Source organism: Neoakkermansia glycaniphila, from assembly GCF_900097105.1.
Classification (GTDB): Bacteria; Verrucomicrobiota; Verrucomicrobiia; order Verrucomicrobiales; family Akkermansiaceae; genus Akkermansia; species Akkermansia glycaniphila.
Genome location: NZ_LT629973.1, coordinates 184816 through 208235, shown reverse-complemented (window position 1 = coordinate 208235; position 23420 = coordinate 184816). Strand labels below are relative to the sequence as shown.

Annotated in this window: 26 protein-coding genes; 14 read left to right on the top strand and 12 right to left on the bottom strand. The window is 59.0% G+C overall.

Annotation, left to right across the window (positions count from 1 at the left end):
- Positions 1 to 18 precede the first annotated feature (18 nt).
- The 3 genes from PYTT_RS00805 to PYTT_RS00795 all read right to left on the bottom strand — a co-directional run bounded on the left by PYTT_RS00805 (position 19) and on the right by PYTT_RS00795 (position 1783).
- Positions 19 to 513 (bottom strand): hypothetical protein, encoded by a 495-nt coding sequence (locus PYTT_RS00805; protein WP_067772319.1) that lies wholly within the window; start codon positions 511 to 513, stop codon positions 19 to 21.
- 102 nt (positions 514 to 615) lie between these two features.
- Complete coding sequence (locus PYTT_RS00800) at positions 616 to 1320, bottom strand: L,D-transpeptidase (RefSeq protein WP_067772316.1); 705 nt, start codon at positions 1318 to 1320, stop codon at positions 616 to 618.
- Positions 1321 to 1327: 7 nt separating this feature from the next.
- The gene (locus tag PYTT_RS00795; protein WP_067772313.1) at positions 1328 to 1783 is read right to left on the bottom strand and encodes a hypothetical protein; all 456 of its coding nucleotides are present in this window, start codon (positions 1781 to 1783) and stop codon (positions 1328 to 1330) included.
- A gap of 68 nt (positions 1784 to 1851) precedes the next feature.
- On the opposite strand from PYTT_RS00795, the gene PYTT_RS00790 reads away from it, so the two are divergent.
- From PYTT_RS00790 to PYTT_RS00780, 3 genes are read left to right on the top strand one after another with little or no spacing between them, the layout of a single operon-like run.
- A complete protein-coding gene (locus tag PYTT_RS00790; RefSeq protein ID WP_067772310.1) occupies positions 1852 to 2574 on the top strand; it encodes a hypothetical protein in 723 nt (240 codons plus the stop codon).
- A gap of 59 nt (positions 2575 to 2633) precedes the next feature.
- The gene (gene rsmD / locus PYTT_RS00785) at positions 2634 to 3200 is read left to right on the top strand and encodes a 16S rRNA (guanine(966)-N(2))-methyltransferase RsmD (protein ID WP_067772307.1); all 567 of its coding nucleotides are present in this window, start codon (positions 2634 to 2636) and stop codon (positions 3198 to 3200) included.
- A gap of 3 nt (positions 3201 to 3203) precedes the next feature.
- The gene (locus PYTT_RS00780) at positions 3204 to 4493 is read left to right on the top strand and encodes a 3-deoxy-D-manno-octulosonic acid transferase (RefSeq protein WP_067772304.1); all 1290 of its coding nucleotides are present in this window, start codon (positions 3204 to 3206) and stop codon (positions 4491 to 4493) included.
- A 12-nt stretch (positions 4494 to 4505) separates the two neighbouring features.
- On the opposite strand, the gene PYTT_RS00775 is transcribed toward PYTT_RS00780, so the two are convergent.
- Positions 4506 to 5219: a type I 3-dehydroquinate dehydratase gene (locus PYTT_RS00775; RefSeq protein WP_071133177.1), complete on the bottom strand. Its 714-nt coding sequence runs from the start codon at positions 5217 to 5219 to the stop codon at positions 4506 to 4508.
- 99 nt (positions 5220 to 5318) lie between these two features.
- Between PYTT_RS00775 and PYTT_RS00770 the strand changes: the two genes are divergently transcribed.
- Entirely contained in the window at positions 5319 to 6287 is a 969-nt protein-coding gene (locus PYTT_RS00770; RefSeq protein WP_067772297.1) for a UDP-glucuronic acid decarboxylase family protein, read from the top strand.
- A gap of 90 nt (positions 6288 to 6377) precedes the next feature.
- On the opposite strand, the gene PYTT_RS00765 is transcribed toward PYTT_RS00770, so the two are convergent.
- Genes PYTT_RS00765 through PYTT_RS00745 form a run of 5 tightly spaced genes read right to left on the bottom strand, consistent with a single transcriptional unit; the run spans position 6378 to position 11170 of the window.
- Complete coding sequence (locus PYTT_RS00765) at positions 6378 to 7064, bottom strand: HAD family hydrolase (protein WP_067772294.1); 687 nt, start codon at positions 7062 to 7064, stop codon at positions 6378 to 6380.
- 1 nt (position 7065) lies between these two features.
- On the bottom strand, positions 7066 to 8454 hold the full coding sequence (locus PYTT_RS00760; protein WP_083076362.1) for an LptF/LptG family permease: 1389 nt from the start codon (positions 8452 to 8454) through the stop codon (positions 7066 to 7068).
- Positions 8455 to 8487: 33 nt separating this feature from the next.
- Positions 8488 to 9240 carry a metallophosphoesterase family protein gene (locus PYTT_RS00755; protein ID WP_067772288.1) on the bottom strand — a complete coding sequence of 251 codons (753 nt, stop codon included), beginning with the start codon at positions 9238 to 9240 and terminating at the stop codon, positions 8488 to 8490.
- A 57-nt stretch (positions 9241 to 9297) separates the two neighbouring features.
- Positions 9298 to 10239: a hypothetical protein gene (locus PYTT_RS00750; protein WP_071133176.1), complete on the bottom strand. Its 942-nt coding sequence runs from the start codon at positions 10237 to 10239 to the stop codon at positions 9298 to 9300.
- Positions 10240 to 10255: 16 nt separating this feature from the next.
- Entirely contained in the window at positions 10256 to 11170 is a 915-nt protein-coding gene (locus PYTT_RS00745; protein WP_172801732.1) for a 2-dehydropantoate 2-reductase, read from the bottom strand.
- A gap of 270 nt (positions 11171 to 11440) precedes the next feature.
- Here PYTT_RS00745 and PYTT_RS13540 point away from each other — a divergent pair, with 270 nt between their 5' ends.
- From PYTT_RS13540 to PYTT_RS00705, 8 genes are all read left to right on the top strand, one after another.
- Positions 11441 to 11704: a hypothetical protein gene (locus PYTT_RS13540; protein ID WP_067772279.1), complete on the top strand. Its 264-nt coding sequence runs from the start codon at positions 11441 to 11443 to the stop codon at positions 11702 to 11704.
- Positions 11705 to 11810: 106 nt separating this feature from the next.
- Positions 11811 to 12473 carry a glycerol-3-phosphate 1-O-acyltransferase PlsY gene (plsY, locus tag PYTT_RS00735; RefSeq protein ID WP_067772276.1) on the top strand — a complete coding sequence of 221 codons (663 nt, stop codon included), beginning with the start codon at positions 11811 to 11813 and terminating at the stop codon, positions 12471 to 12473.
- On the top strand, positions 12470 to 13483 hold the full coding sequence (locus PYTT_RS00730; RefSeq protein WP_067772273.1) for an NAD(P)H-dependent glycerol-3-phosphate dehydrogenase: 1014 nt from the start codon (positions 12470 to 12472) through the stop codon (positions 13481 to 13483). The genes plsY and PYTT_RS00730 overlap by 4 nt, the downstream gene beginning before the upstream one ends.
- An 86-nt stretch (positions 13484 to 13569) precedes the next feature.
- The gene (locus PYTT_RS00725) at positions 13570 to 14904 is read left to right on the top strand and encodes a UTP--glucose-1-phosphate uridylyltransferase (protein WP_067772270.1); all 1335 of its coding nucleotides are present in this window, start codon (positions 13570 to 13572) and stop codon (positions 14902 to 14904) included.
- A 25-nt stretch (positions 14905 to 14929) separates the two neighbouring features.
- Complete coding sequence (locus tag PYTT_RS00720; protein WP_141675673.1) at positions 14930 to 15502, top strand: hypothetical protein; 573 nt, start codon at positions 14930 to 14932, stop codon at positions 15500 to 15502.
- The gene (locus tag PYTT_RS00715) at positions 15468 to 16037 is read left to right on the top strand and encodes a hypothetical protein (protein WP_067772265.1); all 570 of its coding nucleotides are present in this window, start codon (positions 15468 to 15470) and stop codon (positions 16035 to 16037) included. The genes PYTT_RS00720 and PYTT_RS00715 overlap by 35 nt, the downstream gene beginning before the upstream one ends.
- Positions 16024 to 16404 (top strand): peptide chain release factor family protein, encoded by a 381-nt coding sequence (locus tag PYTT_RS00710; protein WP_067772262.1) that lies wholly within the window; start codon positions 16024 to 16026, stop codon positions 16402 to 16404. The genes PYTT_RS00715 and PYTT_RS00710 overlap by 14 nt, the downstream gene beginning before the upstream one ends.
- Positions 16405 to 16666: 262 nt before the next feature.
- Positions 16667 to 17443, top strand: coding sequence for a LamG-like jellyroll fold domain-containing protein (locus tag PYTT_RS00705; RefSeq protein ID WP_067772259.1), 777 nt, complete (start codon positions 16667 to 16669; stop codon positions 17441 to 17443).
- A gap of 88 nt (positions 17444 to 17531) precedes the next feature.
- Here PYTT_RS00705 and PYTT_RS00700 read toward each other — a convergent pair whose 3' ends face one another.
- From PYTT_RS00700 to PYTT_RS00690, 3 genes are all read right to left on the bottom strand, one after another.
- Positions 17532 to 18209: a hypothetical protein gene (locus PYTT_RS00700; RefSeq protein ID WP_067772256.1), complete on the bottom strand. Its 678-nt coding sequence runs from the start codon at positions 18207 to 18209 to the stop codon at positions 17532 to 17534.
- Positions 18210 to 18290: 81 nt separating this feature from the next.
- Positions 18291 to 20288 carry an ABC-F family ATP-binding cassette domain-containing protein gene (locus PYTT_RS00695; RefSeq protein WP_067772253.1) on the bottom strand — a complete coding sequence of 666 codons (1998 nt, stop codon included), beginning with the start codon at positions 20286 to 20288 and terminating at the stop codon, positions 18291 to 18293.
- Between the two features lie 145 nt (positions 20289 to 20433).
- Entirely contained in the window at positions 20434 to 20958 is a 525-nt protein-coding gene (locus PYTT_RS00690) for a peptidylprolyl isomerase (protein ID WP_067772250.1), read from the bottom strand.
- 172 nt (positions 20959 to 21130) lie between these two features.
- Between PYTT_RS00690 and PYTT_RS00685 the strand changes: the two genes are divergently transcribed.
- Together PYTT_RS00685 and proS are read left to right on the top strand one after the other, a co-directional pair.
- On the top strand, positions 21131 to 21835 hold the full coding sequence (locus PYTT_RS00685) for a M50 family metallopeptidase (RefSeq protein ID WP_067772247.1): 705 nt from the start codon (positions 21131 to 21133) through the stop codon (positions 21833 to 21835).
- A gap of 20 nt (positions 21836 to 21855) precedes the next feature.
- Complete coding sequence (gene proS / locus PYTT_RS00680; protein ID WP_067772244.1) at positions 21856 to 23376, top strand: proline--tRNA ligase; 1521 nt, start codon at positions 21856 to 21858, stop codon at positions 23374 to 23376.
- Positions 23377 to 23420 lie beyond the last annotated feature (44 nt).

Genomic DNA, 23420 nt, shown 5'->3' with positions numbered 1-23420 from the left:
CTGGTTCCAGGTGGCGGATTAATAGCCGTCCGGCACGAAGACGCTGCCCTTGCCGCTGGCGAGGCGGAGGGTGCCGCGCTGTCCGGGCGAGAGTGCGCCGATTTCCTTATAGACGGGCTGGGTGACGGTGTAGGTCTTCTTCGAGCCGTCCACGCGCACAGTCAGGCGCTGGCACTGGGTTTCGCCGCCGAGGACGGTGGGCGTGTAGCGGCCGAGGGCTGCACCGACGAGGCCGAAGCCGACGGTGGAGACGACGTTGCCGCTGCCTTTGCCGAGGAGGCTGCCTGCACCTGCACCGATGGCGGCGCCTGCGAGGGTGCCGAGGTTGCGTGCGGTGTTGCTGGTTTCCTGCGTGACGCTCTGGGCGCTGACGATGGTTGCCGGGTAGTCTTCCGAGACGACGCCGACCTGGTCGGCTCCGACGGTGTTGAAGCTTCCCATGGTCGGGGAGCATGCGGTGATTCCCAAGGCGGCGGTCAGAGCCGTTGTGATGAGCAAGTATTTGTTTTTCATGTTGTTTTGTTGGTTTGGAGGGTGTTTGTTCCTCTAGAGCCGACGAGGGCTGGCTGTTGTTTAGAGGTTGCGAGTTCCGTTTTCGTTGAAGTTTTTCTGTTTTTACTCGTGCCAGGCGAGCGGTTTGTGGTCGGAGAAGATGGCGGGCGAGCAGTCTTTGGCTGGCGTATCGGGCAGGCAGGACGGGTCGACGGGGCGCGGCACAGCGGTTCCGATCGTGGCGTCCCACGGCTGGCTGCCGGCAATGATGACGGGTGTGCCAACGCGGACGAGGGCGAATGCTTTCGGCGCGATGTTTTTGTGCATGCGGATGCAGCCGTGCGATTTCGGCCGGGGATGGACGTATTCCGTGTGCATGCCGTAGGAGGCGGAGCAGAATTCGATCCAGTACGGCATCGGAGTGGGGGTGAAGCGGCTGCCCTCGGGGCAGGTGGCGCGGTAGCAGCGGCGGTAGGCTCCGGTTGCGGGGTTCCATGCCCAGCCGTGGGTGTTGGCCCGGTGGTTTTTGTCTTTGGCACGCACGCGAAAGGTGCCCCGGGGAGTCGGAGAACCCGGCGCTCCGACGCAGACGGGAGCCGCCAGCAGGATGTCCTGGTGGCGGTCGCCTTCAGCGATGTACATGAGCTGTTTGTCAAGGCTGATGCGGACGGTGACTTTGGAGGGATTCGAGGCTTTCCGGGCAGGAAGGTCGAAGGAGTCGTAGGCGGCGCGTACGGCGGCTTGCCGGGATGTAGTGGCGCGGTGGCTGCAGGAGGCGAGTCCGGCAGCTGCAGCGATGACGATGATGCTCGGGAGAGAGGCGTGCATGCGGCGGTTAGCGGGGGACGGCCGTTTCCCAAGAGACGACTTTGCCGTTTTCGAAGAGGACGTTGGCGACGTTGCGGGGGATGTAGGTTACATCCGTTCCGGTATAAAATCCTCCGTAGTAGCGGCGATGGCCGTACGGGCCCGGCCCCCAGTACGGGCCTCCCCAGAAGGCCGGAGTGGTGTAGACGGGTTCCAGTTGGGAATAGACCCAGCGGGTGTAGTTTTTGCCGTCCTTGTATCCTTCGATGGGGGACGCTGCCGGGTTGCCCCATGCGATGTAAACGGCCTGCGGTGGCATGCCCGCTTCGATTTTTCCTTCGCGGACGAGCGTTTGCTGTGCAGGAGTCAAGGCCTGATAGGCTGCCGGGTTTTCGGCGATGCGATCCATGGGGGTGACTGAGCCGCATGAATTCAGCAGCAGCGCGGCGGCGGCCAGTGAAAGGGTGGTATATGCATGCTTCATTGCATGACATTACCACTGATTTTATGTCTTGCCAAGCCTCTATTATTGTCTAGAATAGCCTCACTGACATGAAAGCGATTACTTCTGTTCTTACCCTTCTGGCTGTGCCCGCCATGGTTTCGACCGTGTGCGCCCAGGCTAAACCCGTCGATCTCAAGGAATATCTTCCCGTGGGTTCATTGTCCAGCGGCAATGTCGTGCGCGTCAAGCTGGATGACGGCGTGGCAAAGTATCATGAAATTTTCGATAAAAACGGCAGCAAGATGGCCGATGCCGAACGTGCCGAGTTGATCAAGCTGATCAAGCCGGGGTATCCGATTCCGTGGGATCCGCGTTTCGGCCTTTCCAAGGAAGAGTACGCCAAGTACAAGGAAGCCTGGATGAAGAAGCAGGTTGTGGATATGGAACCCGTGGTTGCCGGTCTTGAACCTGCCGGCAATAATACATGGCGCATCGCTTCCGCGACGCAGCAGCAGGGCCCTCTTTCCATCAGTGCGTTGAAGTACAATGCCAAGGAAGACCAGTGGGAATCGAATAACGGCAAGATGACGCGCGCCGAGGATGTGTCCTATACCGGCGATTATACGTTCGGTGCATGGAAGGGGCAGGAATGGAAGCTGAAGAATGAAGATGCCATGTCGGTGACGACGGAGTCCATTACGTTCGGCAAGACGGACGACGGCAAGAATGTGTACGTTATTTATTCCCTCGTCGAAACCACTCCGGAAGGTGCGGAGCTGGCCCGCCAGAACTACGCTCTCCGTTTCCCTGTGCCGAAGAAAGCCAGGTAAGCCCGTTTTACAAAGTGCGGAAGTCTCCTTGCGGGATTTCCGCATTTTTGTTTCAGCCTATGCGCATTATCAGCGGAATAGCAGGTGGGGTGCCCTTGCAGGTGCCTCGTGGCGAGGTGAGGCCGACGACGGATCGCGTGCGCGAGGCTTTGTTTTCCATTCTGGGTACCCGGGTGGAAGGAGCGCGCGTGCTGGATCTGTTTGCGGGTTCGGGAGGTTTGGGGCTTGAAGCCTTGAGCCGCGGAGCGGCATCCGCCCGTTTTGTGGATGCATCGCGGAATTCCTGCCGCATGGTGGAGGAGAATATGCGGAAGGCGAAACTGACCGGAGGCCATGTGGTGAATGCCGATTGCCTCCAGTTTGTGAAGCGTGAGCGCGCCCGCTACGATCTCGTTTTTGCCGATCCTCCCTATTGCAAATATGTGGGCGACCGCGATATGATCGCCGAGCTGATGAAAGGCAGATTGCGCGAGCTGTTGGAGCCGGGAGGCCTGTTTGTGGCGGAAGCGCAGCTCGGCTACGGCGTGGGCGATGCGCGTACTTGCGAGTTCGAGGGGTGGAAGCTGGAAGACCAGCGGCATTACGGCAAGAATACGATTTTGTTTTATACGGTGCAGGAAGGTTGAATCATGTCCCGCTTGTTGCTGAGGCTCGTTTACAATTGTTTTTTTTCTCTGTTTCTGGTGCTGGCTTTGCCGGGTTATCTGGTGAAGATGAAGCGGCGTGGCGGCTGGGGAACGGGGCTTGCCGAGCGGTTCGGCATTTACCGGCGCTCTCGCCATGAGGAGCCGCAGGGCGGTCTGTATGTGCATGCGGTGAGTGTGGGCGAGGTGATGATCGCGCTGAAGTTGATCCGCGAGTGGCTGAAGGAAGAGCAGGGGCCGGTGGTTCTGGCGACTTCGACGGCGACCGGGCACGAGATCGCACGGCAGGCGGCATTGCCCGGCGTGCGCGTGCTGTATTCTCCGCTCGATCTTCCGGGGCTTTCTGGGAGGTGCCTGCGCCGTTTCCGGCCGAAGTGCATTGCCTTGATCGAGGCCGAGCTGTGGCCTAATTTCGCCGCTGCGGCTGCGCGTATGAAGATCCCGATGGTGATGCTGAATGCGCGGCTGTCCCCGCGTTCGGAACGCCGTTATGCGAAAATCCGTCCTGTGACGCGCACCCTGTTTTCATGGCTGTCCGGCATGGGGGTGCAGAATCGCCGGGATGCCGGGCGGTTCGAGGGTATAGGCGTCGATCCTTCGATTATCGAGGTGACAGGAAGCATCAAGTTCGACGTGTTGACGGGAGAGAAGCCGCATTTGCGGCCGGATTTCCGCGCTGTTCTTGAGCGTTTGTCTTCCGGGCGCATGGTGGTGTTGGCCGCCAGTACGCATGCGGGGGAAGAAGTTCTGATTGCCCGGGCGGTGCGTGAGGCGGGAGCTTTTCCGTTGATCGTGCCTCGCCATGCCGAACGCAGGCATGCCGTGGTGAAGGATATGGAGGAGGATGGCTGGCAGTGCGTTCTGCGCAGTTCCGGCGAGATGCCTGAGGTGCTTGGGCAAGATGTGTGCTATATCGCCGATACGACCGGAGAATTGCGCGATTGGACGGCGCTGGCCGATGTGGCCGTGATCGGGAAAAGTTTTCTTTCGACCGGAGGGCAGAATCCTGCCGAGGCGATCGTTTGCCGGGTGCCTGTCGTATGCGGTATGGAAATGTCCAATTTTGAAGATCTTGTCGCTCTGCTGAATGCGGAAGGCGGTATCTGGCAATGTACGGGCGATGCCTTGGCGGCTACGCTGAAGGAGGTTCTTTCCAGCCCTGAAGAAGCGCTGGCCCGTACCGGGCAGGCGTATGATGCCTTGAGTGTCCATTCAGGCGGGACGAGCCGCAGCGTGGAGCTGGTGCGCCGCTTTTTTGAGCGGACGGATGGGTGATGATGGCTCCGTTTATTCGGGAGTGCGGAACGCTTCGAGGTTGAGCAGGGCGTTCTGGAACAGGTGGGCGGGCCACTGGCCGGGCGCGGATTCGTTGTCGCCAAGGTACCCGTATACCAGCACGGATCCGAGCTGGGCGTAGAGCAGGCGGGAGGTAGGGCCGAGAGGGCCCATGCCCATGATGGCCGTGGGGCCGGTGGCGTGGCTGAGGATTTCGGTGCCGCGCATCATTTCGTCGAGGGTGCGGAGGCGGAAGGCGAATTTGACGACGTCCGCTCCCTGGTTGCGTGCCTGTTCTTCGAGTCTGCGGAAGGTGTCAAGCTCCGGCATGCGGTCGAAGAAGTGGGCGGAGGCGACGATGGTGACGGAGGCGTTTTTTGCTTCCTTCAACAGTTCGGTGGCTTGCGGCATGCAGGCGATTTCCCAGTCGAGGCCGGAAGCACGGCTCATGAGACGGCATGCGGCATCCATGCGTTCCGCATCGGGTATGGGACGGAAGGCTCCCTCTTCCTGCCGCCGTATGGTGACGAGGACGGGTTTCCATATCCAGTGGTTGAGGATGGTATCGCAGTCGATGGAGGCGGGCAGGGCATCTACCCTGAGTTCGACGGCATTGCAGGGCGGCATGCCTGCCGGATCGCTCAGATCAAGCCATGTGTCCCAGTCGGTCACGGCTCCGATGACATAGGGAGGATAAGGCTTGCTTTCGGGGAAAAGATGATGCATAACTGTGGCTGTGCTGCTGACTTTGCCCACTGTACAGCAAAAATGCCGAAAAGGCAAGCTTGCAGGGCGTTTTGCCGGCCGCACGGAATTTTTAGCGATATGAATGCCGGTACTCTCTCGGATCAAGACAGGCCCGTCGCCGTGGTGACGGGGGCAGCAGGTTTCCTCGGTTCCCATTTGGTGGACAGACTTCTGGCGGACGGGTGCCGCGTGGTCGGGGTGGATAATTTCGTGACCGGGCATGAGCGCAATATCGCGCATTTGGCGAACGACGATCGTTTCACGTTTATGGAGCAGGATATTTCCGAGCTGTGGGATGTCGAAGGCCGCGTCGATTTCGTGTATAACATGGCGTCGCCCGCCAGTCCGATCGACTATGTGCAGATTCCGATCGAGACACTGAAGGTCGGCTCCTACGGTGCGCACAATTGCCTTGATCTGGCTCTGCGCAAGGACGCGACGATTCTCGTGGCCTCGACATCCGAGGTGTACGGCGATCCGCTTGTACACCCCCAGAAGGAGGAATACTGGGGCAATGTGAATTCCGTCGGCGTGCGTTCCTGCTACGATGAGGCGAAACGTTACATGGAAGCCGCCGTGATGGCCTACCGCCGCAAGTACGGTCTTGAGACGCGCATTGTGCGTATTTTCAATACTTATGGCCCCCGCATGCGGCTGGACGACGGCCGCGTGGTACCCGCTTTCATCGGGCAGGTGCTGGAAGGCAAGCCGCTCACTATTTTCGGAGACGGCAGCCAGACGCGTTCTTTCTGCTACGTGAGCGATCTGATCGACGGTATTCGCCGCCTTTCGCTTTCCTCGTTTGCCGACCCTGTCAACATCGGCAATCCTCGTGAAATGACCATCCGCGAGTTCGGCGAACATATTCTCCGCATGAGCGGAGCGCAGGTGGGTATGGAGTTCAAGCCGCTGCCGTCCGACGATCCCAAGCTGCGCCGCCCGGATATTTCGCGGGCGAAGGAAGTGCTCGGCTGGGAACCCCGTGTCGTGTTTGAAGAGGGGATCAAGTTGACATGGGATTATTTCGAGAAGCTGGTCAAAGGCTGATCTTTCCGGCGATTCATTGTACGAAGAAGGGCAGGATGGTTCCTGCCCTTTTTTGATGGAATCTTTGTATCCGCGTCCCGTTGTGCGTGCTTACGAGAGTTCGGCAAGCCGGTGGTGGATGCTGTGGAGGCTGTCCGTGCGGGCGGTGGCGGGGCTGAGGTCGGCGTGGCGGGTGACGCGGTTGGGGATGACGATGCAGGGGATGCCGGCCTCCCGGGCGGCGAGGGTGCCGTTGCGCGAGTCTTCGAGGACGAGTGTTCGGTTCGCCGGAGTGCCGAGGCATTGCAGAGCGGCCAGAAAGAGGTCCGGCGCGGGTTTGACGGCGTAGCCGTCCGTGCGGCAGAAGATGCCGCGGAAGCGGTGGATGATGCCGAGTTTTTCCAGCCAGCCGCCGACCCAGCGGCGCGAGGAGGAGGAGGCGACGGCGAGCGGGATGCCGCAGGCGGCGCAGTGGTCGAGCAGTTCGAGGGCTCCGGGGAGGAGGCCTTCATGCTCAAGGTCGCGGACGATTTCGGTTTGCCGGAGGCCGTCGATGGCTGGCCAGTCGTAGGTTTTTCCGGTGAGTTTTTCGAGGTGTTCGCCGGGGTTCCAGTGGGTGTAGCCGCTGCCGAGGCAGGAGTTGAAGAGGTCGAGCGGGAGGGTGTGGCCTTCGCGTTCGTAGACGCGGGCCCAGGATTGGTAGATGGCCCATTCGGTGTCGACGAGAAGGCCGTCGAAGTCGAAGATGATGGCTTGCGGTGAAGCGGCGATGGTGGCGTGGAGTGCGTCGGTCGTCATGTCAGTGCTTGCGGGCTTCCCACTTGCTGCGGAGGCATTCGAGGATGGAGCGGTGGGCAAGCTGGGTGCTGTAGAGGTGTATGGCGATGCCGGTGTAGACGATGTTCGGCAGCCAGGCGGCAAGCCAGGCGGGGAGGTAGCCCGAGGAGCCGAGGGTGGTGGTGCCTTCGTAGATGACGAGGAGGAGGGCGGCGAGGAGGATGGCGATGCCGATGCCTTTCATGGGGGTGCGCCGCTGGAAGGTGATGGCGCTGGGTATGGCGATGGCGACGAGGATGAGGCAGGTGAAGATTTTGGCCGTGCGGGTGTGGAGTTCGGTACGGAGGTTGAAGCGGACGTCGCGGCTGTTGGAGTGGGAGTCGAGCGATTCGAGGATGGCGGGGGTGCCGAGGGTGTCGATGCGCTGTTTGGGGGTGATGAGCTGGAAGGGTTTTTCCGGGTAGTCGCGGGTGATGCTGTGTTCGGGTTCGGGGTCGAAGACGGGGATGTCGTCGGTGTCGGTGTGGCGGCGGAAGATGGCGTTGCGGAAGGTCCAGAGGCTTTTCTTGGAGTCCCATACGGCTTCGTCGGCAAAGAGTTTGTAGGCGAGTTTGCCGGGTGTGGAGAATTGTTCGACGGTGACGTTGCGGAGCGGGTCGCCGGGGTGCATGATGTCGGGCGCATCGCCGATGCACCAGATGCGGTTGTCGGTTTCGTTTTTGTAGATGAGCTGTTTGCTTTCGTCCTGGTTCTTGTTTTTGGTGTTGTTGCCGCGGATCATGACCTGGCGGTACATGGAGGCTCCGGGCGCCCACTGGTAGGTGCAGATGCCGTAGAATGCGGCGACGAGGAGGGAGTAGAAGAAGATGGGGATGCAGAGGCGGATGAGGGAGCGGCCCGACTGGAGCATGCCGGTGATTTCCGAGGAGCCGGAGAGTTTGCTGAGTGCCCACATGGTGCCCATGAGGAGGGTGTAGGGCAGGATGAGGTTGAGGACCATGGGGAGCTGGGTGCCGTAGAAGATGCCGGCTCCGGTGAGGGGGTCGTCGAAGTTGTTGCGGAAGCGCTCCATGTTGTCCGTGAAGTCCGCGAGCAGCCAGATGAGGGTGAGGATGGCGGTGCAGAGGAGGAAGGAGGAGATGAAGCAGCGGGAGATGTAGCGGTCCATGGTGCCCATGAAGCCGTAGACGATGGCTCCGAAGGCAGGGAGGTAGCACCCGGCCAGGAGGAGGTACGGGCGCATTTTCTGGGCAAGGGGGTAGGCATCCGGCGAGCCGGGGATTTCCCAGATCATTTGCGCCCATTCCTTGGGGACGAGGTAGGCGGCAAGGAGGCTGCCGAGGATGAACAGGACGAGCGCCGGGATGAATTTCCTGATCAGTCGGATCATTCTTTCTGCTGCCGGGTTCATGTCTGTTCTGTGGATGATGGTCGCGCCTAGTGATCAGGCGCCGCGGCCGAGGCGTTCGGCGAGGTATTCGGGGAGGCCCGCTTCGATGATTTTTTTCTGGGCGAGCTGGAGGTCGTATTCGACGCGGCGGAAGGAGACGGTGCCTTCATCGGTGTCGAAGATGGCGTAGCAGGCGCGCCAGTCGCCGTCCCGGGGCTGGCCTACGGAGCCGGAGTTGATGAAGTATTTCCGGCCGGGGACGGGGTTGAATTCGGCATTCCCGGTGTTGAGCTGCGCCTGGATTTCTTCGTCGAGTACGGCCCGGTTGCCGTCCAGATAGAAGACTTTCGGTACGTGGGTGTGGCCGTGGAAGCAGATGTCCGTGAATTGGCGGCTGAAGTTCGAGGTGGCGTCTCCCGCGTTGACGATATAATGCCAGAGTTTGGGCTGGTCCAGCGTGGAGTGGACGATGGTGAAGGGCTGGACAAGGCGCATGAGCTGCAGGCGGCGCAGCCAGTCTTTCTGTTCTTCGGTGAGCTGGCTCCGTGTCCAGTCCATGGCGGCCTTGGCGACGGGGTTCATCTGGAGGGTGGTCGGCGAGACGACTTCTTCGTCGTGGTTGCCTTTGACGATGGGGCAGGCGAGGCCGCGGACGATTTCGAGGCATTCCGCCGGGTTGGCATTGTAGCCGACGACGTCTCCGAGGCAGACGATGCCGGTGCAGCGTTCGGCCTCGATGTCGGCCAGCACAGCCTGCAAGGCTTCCAGATTGGCATGGATGTCGCTGATGATGGCGATGCGGGACATGATGTTGGGGTTAGGATGCCACAGGAAGGGTTTTGCCGCAAGGTCAGAATGCGTCTCTCACTTGTTTTCCTGTTTTTTCGGGAGGGCTCGGAGGCGTTCGAGTTCTTCCCGGATGCCGTCGGTGGAGTGCCTGAGGTCGTTGTGGAGGAAGCGTGTGAGCCATGTTTTGGCACGGGCATCCGTCGGGAAGAGTTCGCGGAACGGGATGCGTTCGCTTTTAGGCAAGTGCAGTTTGTTTTGCAGGACGAAGAGGCAGCAGACGAGGACGGGCAGGCGGTTGTCCGGATCTCGGAAGAGTTGTTTGCCGAGGTTCCACGCTTCGCGTTCTTTGCCTTTTGCACGGGCAAGGCAGTAGAATTCCTGCCGTTTGGGCAGGTCTCCTCCGCCGAGGGCTGCGGCTTTGCCGTAGGCTGCCGCCGCTGCTGCGAAGTCCGGCGAGACTCCTCTGCGGATGATGCTGAGGGTGCGGCCGAGCGCGTTGTAGAGTTCCCAGCTTTTGGGGTTGTTGTCGATGCCTTTCCGGAGGAGGGCGAGAGCCTGCCGGTAGTACATGCGGGAGGCGCGGATGCGTTCGGATTCGGAGAGGGAGGGGGTTTCCCGTACGTCCGGGGCGGCGTTGTTGGAGAGGTAGTCGGCGCCTTCGATCCAGTAGTAGACGATGTGCGGTGCGAGGGCGGTGATCTGGTCGAAGCGTTTGGCGACCATCGGCCAGTCCTTGCGGTCCATGCAGTCGACGGCGGCATCCATTTTCAGGATGGCGGCGCCGAGGGTGCGGAGGCCTCCGAGGGTGATGAAGGCGAGCTGCTGGGGCATGGCATCCGATGCGCTGTTGGCAGGGAGCGGGGTGAGGAGGCGGTCGTCGGTTTCGCGTTGCCGTACTGCTTCTGTCCAGGGAGCCATGAGCCATCCGAATGCCGTGAAGCAGGCGACGATAAGCAGGATGCGCCCGCTTGCGCGCGCCAGCCGATGCTGCCGGGGGATGGATGGGGGAGGGGCCAAGGCTGGTGGAGGTCGGTTATCGGTCGAGGCGTGCGCGGATGTCGGCGCAGAGCTGTTCCCAATGGGGGACGGGCGCGTTCACTTCGCGGGCCTTGGCGAGTGTGCTGCCCCAGATGGCTTCGTATTCGACGGGGCGGCCCATGTTGTAGTCCACCGCGCTGGAGGGGATGAAGGCGCCCATGGTGGCGGTGCGTTCCATCTGGTAGTCGACGATGTTGCCGGGGAGTGTGTAGCCTCGCATTTCGGCGGTGAGGACGACTTCCTTCATGATGGCGACGGCGCGTTCGACCTGTTCCGGCATGGTGAAGAGCTGTTCGACGCTGATGCCGCCGAGAGCGAGGCAGAGGCCGTTGAAGGGGATGTTCCAGGTGAGCTTGCACCACTGGATCTGTTCCGCCTGTTCGAATGCCCTTGTTTTGATGCCTGCGCGGGCGAAGAGGGCGGCGTATTCCTCTGCCTGTGCCAGTCCGGCGGCGGAGGGGATGTAGGGGGCGAACTGGATGTCTCCCCCTTCGAGGTGTTCGATGCGGCCGGGCGTGGGCATCATGGCGCAGATGAAGCAGAGGCCGATGTAGATGTTTTCAGGCGCAATGTAGCGCGAGAGGGCTTCGGCATTGCCCATGCCGTTCTGGAGGGTGATGATTTTCGTGCCTTCGTGCAAGAGGGGCGGGAGGGCGTCGGCGAGCTGGCCGTTGGCCGTGGTTTTCCATGTGAGGATGACGAGGTCTGCCTTGCCGGCTTCTTCCGGGGTGCGGTAGATTTGGGGATGGTCGATATGGATGTCGCCGTATTTGCCGGCGATGTGCAGGCCTTCCTTGCGCACGGGTTCGTAGGCGGATCGCATGATGAAGGAGACGTCTTCTCCCGCTTCCGCCAGTTTGGCGCCGTAGTAGCAGCCCAATGCACCCGCTCCCAGAACGATGATTCTCATGGATGCGATTGTGGCGCGGTTCCGGCAGGGAATCAAGCCGGAAGTGAGCCAGCATGCAGCCGGGCGGCCGGCCTGTTTTTCTTCCGGATGGGATGAAAGGGGATGCGGAGGATGGGTGAGCAGAGGTTGCGGAGCCTTGTTTTCGGCGGTATTTTTGCATGTTGGAGCGTGAAACGCGATTTTGTCCTTGCCTTTTCCCATCCGAACGGCTATCTATTCTTTACCGATAACTTGGAGACGCCGGGCGTCTCTTGCAAACTATAGCCTGCTATGGGTCAACAACACCGTACCACCACCAAGCGTCGTCGTCGCCTCGACTACATCAAGCGTAAGAAGGAAATCTCGAAGCTGAGCAAGACTGCCGTTCCTGTGCCTTTGGCCAAGAAGGTGCTCAAGGAAGCTGCCGAAGAGGCCGCCGAGAAGAAGGCACCCGCCAAGAAGGCTGCCGCTCCGAAAGACGCTGCTGCCAAGAAGGCGCCCGCGAAGAAAGCTCCTGCCAAGAAGGCAGCCGCTCCGGAAGCCGCAGCCGAGTAATCGGGTTTCCTTTTCTTTCTCGAGTTGATGCATCGGGTGTTCCTGTTCGGAACGCCCGTTTTTTTGCACTTGCACTTGGCCTTCCGAAAGTATAAAGTTTTCCGGCATGATGGAAAATATTCTGTTTGTTCTGGCAGCCTATCTGATAGGAGCGGTTCCTTTCGGGTATCTGGTCGGGAAGTGGCATGGAATTGATTTGCGGGAGCACGGGTCGAAGAATATCGGTGCGACGAATGTGGGGCGCGTGCTGGGGAAGAAGTGGGGGCTGATCGTCTTTTTCCTTGATTTTCTGAAAGGTTTCATTCCCGTGTACCTGTTCCGGCAGATGCTGGGCGGTTCCGTGGAAGCGATGGATTATGCGAGTGCGTGCTGGTTTATTTCGTGCATTTTCGCGGTGGTGCTGGGGCATACGTTTACCTGTTTCCTGCATTTCAAAGGGGGTAAGGGCGTGGCGACGTCGGCCGGCGCGCTGTTTGCCATTTCGTGGATGATTGGCGGCGGAGCTTTGCTGGCATGGATCGTGGTGATGCTGTTGACGCATTACGTGTCTCTGGCGAGTATGATTGCAGCCGTGGCGATGATCGTGGCGGCGCTGTACGATCTTGATTACATGTCCGATTTTTCCATGAGGCCGAGCGCGTTGATTGTGCTGGTGCTGGTGTTGCTGGCCGCTCTGGTGATCTGGAAGCACCGGAGCAATATCGTGCGCCTGATGAACGGTACGGAATCGAAATCCCTGACTCGAAAGAAAGATAGTTCACGCTCATGATCACTCTCCGCAAGACAGCCGTGATAGGTGCCGGTTCCTGGGGTTCGGTGCTGGCTTTGGCCGCTTCCTTTTCCGGTGACGAGGTGGTGCTCTGGACGCGTTCCGTCGAGCAGGCTCGTACGCTGGCCGAGACCCGCATGGGGATGCATGCCGCGTGTCCAGACCATTTGCTGCCCGATAATGTGAGGGTGACGGCCGATCTGCGCGAGACGCTGGATGCCGATCTCGTGCTGGTGGTGGTGCCTTCCGTGGCGATGCGTTCGGTGGCGGCGATGCTGCGCGATGCCGGGCTGTCGGAGAAATCGGTGGTGTTAAGCTGTACGAAGGGGATTGAGAAGGATTCGCTGTTGAGGATGTCCGAGATTCTCCGGGAGTACCTGCCGAATACGGTGGGTGTGCTTTCGGGGCCGAACCATGCGGAGGATATTTGCCTGGGGCTGCCGTCCGCCACGCTGGTGGGCTTCGAGGAAGAGGAGATTTCCGCTGCTGTGCAGCGCAGGCTGGCTTCGCCTTCGTTCCGCATTTATTCGTCCTCCGATCTGGTGGGGATGGAGCTGGGCGGTTCGATCAAGAATGTGTTTGCCATCGGAGCCGGGATTTGCGACGGTCTCGGCCTCGGAGATAATGCCAAGGCGGCGATGGTGACGCGCGGTCTGGCGGAGATGACCCGCATCGGCCTTGCATACGGCGGTAAGGCGGAGACGTTCATGGGGTTGTCCGGCATGGGGGATTTGATTGTGACGTGCTATTCGAAGCATTCCCGCAATTTGCAGGTAGGTCGCCTGGTGGCCGAGGGTAAATCCGTCGAGGAGGCCGTGGCTTCGCTCGGCATGGTGGCCGAAGGGGTGCCGAATACGCTGTCCATTTACCAGATGTCCCGCAAGGCGAATGCCCGTACGCCGATCGTGGATGTGATTTACGGCATTCTGTATGAAGGTAAGTATCCGTTGTGCGGTTTGCAGGAGTTGATGGATCGTGCTCTTTGTGCGGAGCGTATCGCCGATAACTGAGGTGTGGGGGTGCCGTTGCCGGAAGCCGGAGGCTGCCGCGTTTTACCGTTTGAAATTCCGGCCGGATGTGGTACAATTCTGCTGCTATGGCAGGTTTTGATACCATTGAAAACAAGATGGAGTTGGTCGGTCTTTCCCGTGCGGCAATCGATGCGTTCCGTCATGCGGTGCAGACGGTGGAATCCGGAGAGTCCGGCCTGATCGGGGAGTCCTCGATTCTTCCGGCCCGGGATGTGGCCGAGTGGGATGATTTGACGGCAGCGACTCCCGAGGCCGATCGCGAGCTGATTGCGCAATGCGTGTGCATCAAGTTGAACGGAGGACTCGGTACGAGCATGGGGCTGCAGAAGGCGAAGAGTCTGCTGCCGATTCAGAAGGGGTTGACCTTTCTTGATTTGATTGTCAGGCAGGTGCAATCCCTGCGCGAAAAATCGGGAGCGCCTGTGCGCCTGCTGTTGATGGATTCGTTTTCGACGAGCGAGGATACGATGGCGTATCTCGGCAAGTATGCCGATGGAGGCTTCAACGATCCGAATGAGGTGGAGATGATGCAGAACCGGGTGCCGAAGCTGCTGACAGCGACGCTGGAGCCGGCTTCCTGTCCCGAAAATCCCGATCTGGAATGGTGCCCTCCCGGCCATGGGGATATTTATCCGGCCCTGCTTGGCTCCGGCTGGCTGGATCGCCTGCTGGCGGAAGGCGTGAAGTATGCTTTCGTTTCCAATTCCGATAATCTCGGTGCACAGCTGGATCTGCGTTTCCTGCGCTGGTTCGCCGAGAGTGGCGCTCCGTTCGTGATGGAGGTGACACGGCGTACGGAGGCGGACAAGAAGGGCGGCCACCTTGCCACGCGTGCGGAAGACGGAAGGCTGATTCTCCGCGAGGTGGCGCAGTGTGCGGTGGAGGATATGGAGGAGTTTCAGAATATCGACAAATACAGGTATTTCAATACGAATACGCTGTGGATCAGGCTCGATGTGCTGAAGAAGGTTCTGGAAGATTGTGGAGGGGTGATTCCTCTGCCTGTGATCCGCAATGTGAAGACGCTGAATCCGCGCGATGCCTCTACCCCTGAAGTGTACCAGCTCGAGGTGGCGATGGGTGCTGCGATCGAGTGTTTCCCCGGCGCCCGGGCGGTATGTGTGCCGCGCTCACGCTTTTTCCCGGTGAAGACCTGTTCGGATCTGTTGCTTCTGCGTTCGGACGCCGTGGCGATCGACGAAAACGGCATGATGTCTCTGGCTCCCGAGTGCAAGGGCAAGGCTCCCGTGGTGTCTCTCGATCCGAAGGTGTACAAGCTGGTGGATTCCCTCGACAATCTCGGCGTACCTTCCCTGAAGCATGTCAGCAAGCTGACGGTGAAAGGGGAACATCATTTCACGGATGGCGAACCGCTTTCCGGTGAAGTCGTGGTCGGCTGATGCCGCGAATGGCAAGTTTCTTTGTATGGCCTTCTCCAGTCCATCCGGCGGCGGCAGGGTCGCTTCTCCGCTGAAGGAGGCGGAGAAGGCTCTCGAACCCTTGAACGGAGTTTCCCGCGAGCAGCGGGAACTTCGGTTCACGCGCAATGCGTGGGCGTTGTGGCTGTATTTCTGGGGCGTGTATCTGGTGCTGGGCATGGCAATGACGGTTGGCATGGATATCCGTCCCAGGGTTCCCTTCTGGCTGGAGGCCGCTTGCTGGACGGGTGGTGTTGTGCTTGCCGTTGCCTGTTTCTGGCTGGCTGTGGTGTGCATGCGCCGGGCTTATGTGCTGCTGACGCCGCTCGGTGTGGAGATTCTGCCTCTATGGAAGCCGGAAAAGCGGATGAAGGTCTATCCCTGGTACGGGATCGGCGATTGGTCGCCGCGGCTGGGCGGGATTGTGCTGTTGATGGAGGACGGTTCGTCGGAGAAAATAAATCTGTTCTGCATGAGGGAGAGACAGCGTGAGTTGTTGACAACGGCTCTGACGGGCCGTATCATGCAGAAAATCCATTCGCACCATGATTCCCCGCGTTCAGAACAGGCCGCCCCGTGAACTGTCCGATGCCTATCTGGCGGCGGAAAAGGAATTCATCACACACGGCGGCGCGGCTTCTCCATGGAGCGGGACGGTTCTGTCCTACCGCCACGGCGTGCGTGCGTGGTGCTTTTGGGGTACGTTGATTCTTCTTTTTTCGTTGTTCGTCTGCTACGAGATGATTGTCGATCCGGAGGAGCAGAGTTTCCGGTGGGTGGTGCTGGTGTTTTCCGGCGTAGCGTCTTTGCTGGGGGCATTTTGCCTGGTCGTGCTGCTGCGCCGTGCATGGAAGCGGGATTTTGTCAGCATGTCCGTGCAGGGATTGGAAGTGTATGATGTGGTGGCGTGGAAGGCGGAGACATGGTTCTGTACGTGGGATGATATCATGTCCGTTTCCTTGAGCGACAGCAGCCTGTTCCTGCAACTGGCGATGAGGGACGGTTTGTCGCGGAAGATTTATTTGCCCCTGTTGAGCAGGAAGGAGAGATCGATGCTGTTCGAGCGCATTTTCCTGCAAATGGGGCCAACCATTCAGGAAGATGGTAACACCTGAAAAACGTGCCGCTCTGGCGGAGCGCATGGATTGCCTCGGTATCCGGGAGGGCGATCTGGAGGAGAGTTTCGTGCGCGGTTCCGGCAAGGGCGGACAAAAGGTGAACAAGACGAACAATTGCGTCTGCCTGCGCCATGTACCGACGGGGATTGTCGTGAAATGCCATCGCGAGCGCGAGAGGGAGGTGAACAGGTTTCTGGCACGCCGCGCTCTTTGCGACGAGGTCGACCACCGGCTGAACGGCACTTTGTCGGCTCGACAGATGGAGATTGCCCGCGAGCGGAAGCGGAAAAGCAACCGTATGCGAAAACGAATCCGTATTCAATGCCGAAAGGGCATAGATACGGGTAGTGAAAACGAATCGTGAGGGTGATGGAGGCGGTTGCCGGATATGTTAACTTGCGGATTACCAATCCGCTGTCAATTCTGATTTAACACAATCAAGAACAATAGCGGTCTGTGGCACGTTTCTCGCTTTCGATATACGTCTTCAACTCTGGCAACAAAAACAATCATTCCGTATAGATTATTGACTGTAAAAACAATCAATTAACATTGAATCAAGCGGATTGGTAATCTGTTATTATTTGTCTTTCTTTTATATGTAATCCATTTACTTTAGGATATTTATGAAAAAACACATATTTATTTTGGCTGTTGTGGCCAGCGCCCTTCCCGTATTCGGAGCTTCGTCCATTGACGACAAGAATCTTTCGTACTATTGGGACTTCGATAACGGGACAAGCCTGCAAACTTTCTACACAGGCAATGCTTCTACGGCCAGCGTGGGCTTCGGTGCCTATAAGGCGTTCAGCGCGAGCGGTTCAATGACGGGAGACGGCTATATTTCGACAACGGCGACGACGAAGCTCAATAATACGAGCCTGTATGCTTCCGGATTGCAGGGTATCAACGCCAATAATTTTTCCTTGTCGTTCGATCTCAAAAATTATGTGGATGGAGCTGCTTTGATCATGTTCAACGGTTCGAAGACTCTTTCTTCGGCTTTGGGCCGATGGGGCTGGGGGGCCGCCGGCGAGACTGGCAGTTACAATACGGCTCTGACCGGTACTGCCGGAACGGATACATGGCGCAGTATTGTGCTGTCGTTTTCCAGCGGTACGATGTCGGTTTATGCCGATGGCACTCTGTTGGGTTCCGGCAATTATTCGAATATCGGTGCCATCAGCAGCTTGTCGCTGGGCGGCAATGCTGCGGACAATACATCAATGAGAGCATCGTTCGATAATCTTGCCATCTGGAATACGGCATTGGATCAGGAGACGGCTGCCAAGTTGAAGGGCAGGCGCGCCGACGAAGCGTTCAACGTTCCCGAACCGGCAGCAGCGACCTTGAGCCTGCTCGGCCTCGGTGCCTTGCTGTTGCGCCGCCGCCGCCGCGGATGATCGCCTTGTCGTGAATTGGTACATTTTGCTCTGCCGGAGCTGTCCGGCAGAGCTTTTTGTTTGACCGGATACGGTGCAGAGAACGGATTTAGCCGTTCAAGGGGTGTTCCTGCCTTTTTTCAGCGAGGTCGGCCGGGTTGAGCCTCGTTGTCTTGTTCGGGTCTCTGCCGATGAAGTCGATGAAGCCTGTTTTGGGGCAGTAGATGATCATGGTGTTGCCGCCGGGTTGAGGGTCTGTGCCTCTGTTGTCGATTCGTTTGCCGATTCGTTGCGGGTAGAAGATGATCCAGTAGATGTTTTCTTCGCCGCCTTTGGGGCGCAGGATGACTTTTCGGTGAGGGTATTTGGGGTTGATGATGTTTCGCTGGTCGATGCCGCGCATAGTCTCGTCGCTGCCGGGGGTGAATGGATCGTAAGGTTTTTCCCAGCCGAGAGCGATGGAGAAGTCGTATTCGGCCATCAGTTTGCCGTCGCTTTGGCGCTTGATGCTCAAGGTGCCGAGGATGGTATTGAGCGCATTGGCCCCGATGTTGCCGATGGTGTAGATGTAGCGTTCGGCGTTTTTGTTTTTGACGTACCGGGTGTGGTATTTGAGGTATTCGCGATAGGTGAGCAGTTTTTCATCCAGCAGGATGGAGTAGTGGTTTGCGTCCCGAATGGAGACGTAGGTGGATTGTTCTCCGGGGATGTCGTTATCGAAAGGAGTTGCCATGAGTGCCGGAGCCAAGGCGGCCCAGAACGGCAACATGATGAGGGTAGTTTTCATGTGCCCGCCCACTCTAGCAAATTTTTCGAGGAGCGCAAGCGTAAAGAGTGCGTGACCGGTTGAGTGGGAGGTATGCGGGCTTTATTGAACCAGGGCTTCGATTTCCTGTTCGGTGCGTTCGATTTCTTCGGACAGGTCGGCCCATTTGGTGAAGAGGGCCCCAAGTTCTTTTTCCTGAAGGCGGTATTCGGTGGTGAGGTTCATCAAGGCATCGTTGTCGGATGCGATGGCGGGATCGTTCAGTTGTTCGGCGATTTCTTCCTTGCGCTGTTCGCGCTGGGCGATGTCCGTTTCGACTGCGGCGAGCTTGTCCTGCAGCGGTTTGAGGATGCGCGATTTCCGGCTGCGGATTTCGGCTTCGATGCGCCGTTGCGTTTTTCGGTCGGCAGTGGAGGCTGTTGAGCCAGCTGCTGTTGCTGCCGGGGTTTTGGCCGGAGAGGCAGCGGCTGACGTTTCGGTGCGGCGTTCTTCCATTTCGATTTGTTCGAGGTAGGCTGAGACGTTGCCGAGGAAGACGCGGGGAGGCTGGCCGGGCCGGAATTCGAGGACTTTGTTGACGACGGGGTCGAGGAAGGAGCGGTTGTGCGAGACGATGCAGTAGGAGCCGGGGTATTCCTTGAGGGCTTTTTGCAGCACTTCCTGCGATTGGAAGTCGAGGTGGTTGGTCGGTTCGTCGAGGATGAGGAAGTTGGCCGGGTGCAGGAGCATGCGGACGAGAGCCACGCGGGAGCGTTCTCCACCGGAGAGGACGCCGATGCTTTTGAAGACGTCGTCCCCCCGGAAGAGGAAGCAGCCGAGGATGCTGCGGACGAGAGGGGCCGTTTCGCGCGAAGCGGCGGCGGTGACGCTTTCCAGTACGGTTTGCGACGGATCCAGTTCGTCGGCATGGGTTTGTGAGAAGAAGGCGAGGGCTGCGTGGGGGCCGAAGGTGTGTTTGCCGGAGTCCGGCGCTTCGTTGCCGGAGATGATGCGCGAGAAGGTGGATTTGCCCGCGCCGTTGACGCCGACGATGGCGATGCGGTCTCCCTTGACGATTTCGAAGGAGTAGTTGTCGAGGATGCGGATGGGACCGTAGGCTTTGGAGACGTTTTCGAGTTTGACGACGCTGTGGCCGCTGAGCGGCGGAGTCGGGAAGCGGAAGTTCATGACGGCATCGTCGTCCTCGATTTCGATGCGTTCGATTTTCTCGAGCTGTTTGATGCGGGACTGGACGAGGGAGGCCTTGGAGGCTTTGGAGCGGAAGCGGTCGATGAATTCCTGGCTTTTGGCGATTTCGCGCTGCTGGGCCTTGTATTGCCGTATGAGGATTTCCTTGCGGAGGACGCTTTCCTTGAGGAAGTAGGAGAAGTTGCCGGAGTATTCTTCCGCGCGGCCGTGGTGGAAGGCGATGGTGCGGGTGACGAGGGCATCGAGCAGGGCAATGTCGTGCGAGATGAGGACGATGGCTCCCGGGTAGTTGCGGAGGTATTGTTCCATCCAGCGCTGGGAGCTGAGGTCGAGGTGGTTGGTGGGTTCGTCGAGGAGGAGGACTTCGGGTTCCCGGAGGAGGAGTTTGGCGAGGGCGATGCGCATTTGCCAGCCGCCGGAGAATTCGCCGCAATCGCGGGCGAAGTCCGTATCCTTGAAGCCGAGGCCCCGGAGGATGGATTCCGTGCGGGGTTTGAGGCGGGCGATGTCGTGCGCGTGGAGGGTGAGTTCGAGTTCGCCGATTTCCTCGAGCATGTCGGAGTAGGGGGAGGAGCGGCGGTCGAGGTGCTGGAGCTGTTCGGAGAGTTCGTCGATGCGGTGGCGGACGTCGAGGATGTCGGAGAAGGCGCTTTGGACTTCATCGAAGAGGCTGCGGCCGGAGATGTGGATGCCTTCCTGCGGGAGGTAGCCGATTTGCGCGTGTTTGGGATGGATGATCTGGCCGGAGTCCGCCGTGATGATTTTGGCGATGCATTTCATCAGGGTGGATTTCCCGGCTCCGTTTTGTCCCGCAAGGGCGATGCGTTCGCCTTCGTTCAGGGTGAAGCTGAGGTCGTGGAAGAGGACGCGCGCGCCGTACTGGATGTGCAGGTTCTGTACCGCAAGGACCATGGTGATGGTGTGGAGGGAGGAGGTGTGTCGATTCGGTTGGCGGGAGGGCAGTCGTCAGAATGCCGCCCGGGAGGACGGCATTCCTTGAGGGTGCGGGATGGCAGGCATCCCGGCGAAGGGGCAGACGGGCCGCCCCGGTGAAAGGTTATTTCTTGAGGGAGTTGTTCCACTTGTCGATGTTGGCCTTCTGTTCTTCGAACAGGTCGGCGCAGTCGTCGTGGATGGTGATGCCTTTGATGGTGTCGCCCTGCTTGATGGAGTTGACGACTTTCTGGTCGTCCGCGCTCTTGATCTTGCCGAAGACGGTGTGCTTGCCGTTGAGCCACGGGGTTTCGACATGGGTGATGAAGAACTGGGAGCCGTTGGTGCCGGAGCCGTCCCACGTTTTGCCTGCATTGGCCATGGAGAGGACGCCGGGGCCGTCGTGCTTGAGTTCCTTGACGATTTCGTCGTCGAACTTGTAGCCGGGACCGCCGCAGCCGTTGCCGTCCGGGCAGCCGCCCTGGATCATGAAGTCGGGGATGACGCGGTGGAAGGTCAGGCCGTCGTAGTATCCCTGCTGGGCAAGGTTGAGGAAGGAAGCGGATGTGACCGGAGTTTTGGAGGCGTACACCGTGAGGTTGATGTCGCCTTTGGAAGTGTTGATCGTGATGTTTTTGTCAGTAGCCATGGCAGGACGATACCACGGAGAAAAGGGGAAATCAACAGCAGATTGAGTGTTCGGTGCCATGGCGTTTTCTGCCTGCGGCCGAGCGGGCAGGCATTTCCATCTCTGACATGCCGGGAATATTGTTCGGTGCAGACTTGCCACGGTGCTCCTTCTTCCGTATAATCCGCGCGCCATGCTGCATTTCCGTCTTTTTGGTGTTCCCGTTGCAATCCATCCCAGTGTTTGGATTGTGCTGGCCATTCTGGGAGGGGGATTGCATGTTAACAATGCTGCCGGCCTCCTGCCCATCGGCCTGTTTGTGATTGCTGGGTTTATCAGCCTGTTGGCTCATGAGTTCGGGCATGCGTTGGTCGGAAAGTGGCTGTGCGGCAATCAGGTGTCCATCGAATTGGCCTATATGGGGGGAGCATGCCATTTCGACCACCGTGTTTCTCGCGGAAAGGAGGCTTTGCGTGCGTTGGCGGGCCCTGTGGCATCTCTTCTTGTGGGATGTGTGTTTGTGTGGTTGCTGTCGTTCTATTTATATGATCCTTCCGGTCTTTGGCAGGTTGTATGGTCGATTCTCACTGTTTCGAACGATAGCATCGTGGTAAATGCCGATATGCCGATCAGTCAAGATTTTTTATCATTTATTCGGGCCAGCATCCTCGTCGCCGGGTGGTGGTCTGCATTCAATTTGCTGCCCGTTTTTCCGATGGATGGAGGGCATGTATTGAATAGCTTGACAGGTTCTTATCGCGTAACTTCCGTGGTAGGCCTTCTTGTCGGAGGCGGATTGGCATTGTTTTTATTGTCGTGCGGCTTGATTTTCGCTGCACTCATTCTCGGATATTTCGCCTTTATCAATTTGCGAATCCTGCAATCCCTGCCTCGCTGATTTTTTTCCTACTTACGATTATGGCTCAACAAACCGCTATTTCGCCGACTCGCGCTCAGGATTTTCCCGAGTGGTATCAACAGGTTATCAAGGCTGCCGATCTGGCCGAGAATTCGGAGGTCCGCGGCTGCATGGTGATCAAGCCGTGGGGCTACGCCATTTGGGAGCTGATTCAGCAGGAGCTGGACGGCCGCTTCAAGGCGACGGGGCATACGAATGCCTATTTCCCGCTGCTGATTCCCGTTTCCTATCTGGAAAAGGAAGCCGAGCATGCCGAAGGTTTTGCGACGGAATGCGCCGTAGTGACGCACCACCGCCTCGAAGCCCAGAAGGATGAGGTGACAGGCAAGACGAAGATGATTCCCGCCGGAGAACTGACGGAGAAGTATGTGATTCGCCCGACTTCGGAGACGGTGATCGGTGCTGCATTCGCCCGCTGGACGTCGAGCTACCGCGATCTTCCCCTGAAGGTGAACCAGTGGTGCAATGTGATGCGCTGGGAGATGCGTACGCGCCTGTTCCTCCGCACGGCGGAGTTCCTGTGGCAGGAAGGCCATACTGCCCATGAAACGCAGGAGGAAGCTCTGGAAGAAACGCATACGATGCATAAGGTATACGAGGATTTCCAGCGCGATGTGCTCGCGATTCCCTCCATTCCCGGCGAGAAGACGGAAGCCGAGCGTTTTCCCGGCGCGATTCAGACGTTTACGGTGGAAGCGATGGTGCAGGACCGCAAGGCGATTCAGGCCGGTACGTCCCATTTCCTCGGGCAGAATTTCGCCAAGGCGCAGGATATCAGTTTTGCCGGGCGCGATAATACGCAGCAGCATGCGTGGACGACGTCCTGGGGCGTGTCCACGCGTATGATCGGCGCGCTGATCATGATGCATTCGGACGATGACGGCCTCGTCTGCCCGCCGCGCGTGGCTCCGAAGCAGATCGTCATTATTCCCGTGACTCCGAAGGAAGATACGAAGCAGGCGGTGATCAATCACGCGCAGGCTCTCGCCGACAAGCTTTCGGCCATCCGTTTCCACGGTCAGCCCATCCGCGTGCAGGTGGATACCCGCGATATCGGCGGCGGCGTGAAGAAGTGGGAATGGGTGAAGAAGGGGGTACCAGTGCGTATCGAGATCGGGCCGCGCGATTTGGAGAAGGGTTCCCTGTGCATCGCCCGCCGCGATCAGCCCAGCAACGAGAAGGCGTTTATTGCCGAAGACGAGTTTGTCGCCAATGCGGAGGTTTTGTTGCAGGAGATTCAGGATACGCTGCTGAAGCGTGCCCGCGATTTCCGCGACGCCCATATTCGCACCGCTTCGACGATGCAGGAGCTGGAAGACAATTTCTCCGGCGAAGGCGAAGCCGACTGGCTGCTTGTGCCGTGGGAAGCTTCTCCCGAGCAGGAAGAAGAGCTGGCGAAGCGCCTTCGCATCAGCATCCGCTGCATTCCCTGCGGCGAGATGGGGCAGGGCGATTCCGCTCCCTGTATTCTGACGGGCAAGCCGACGACGCAGCGCGTTCTTTGGGCCCGCAGTTATTGAGGTTGATTGCCGATTTCTACAGGACTGCCGATGCCGCCAGGGCA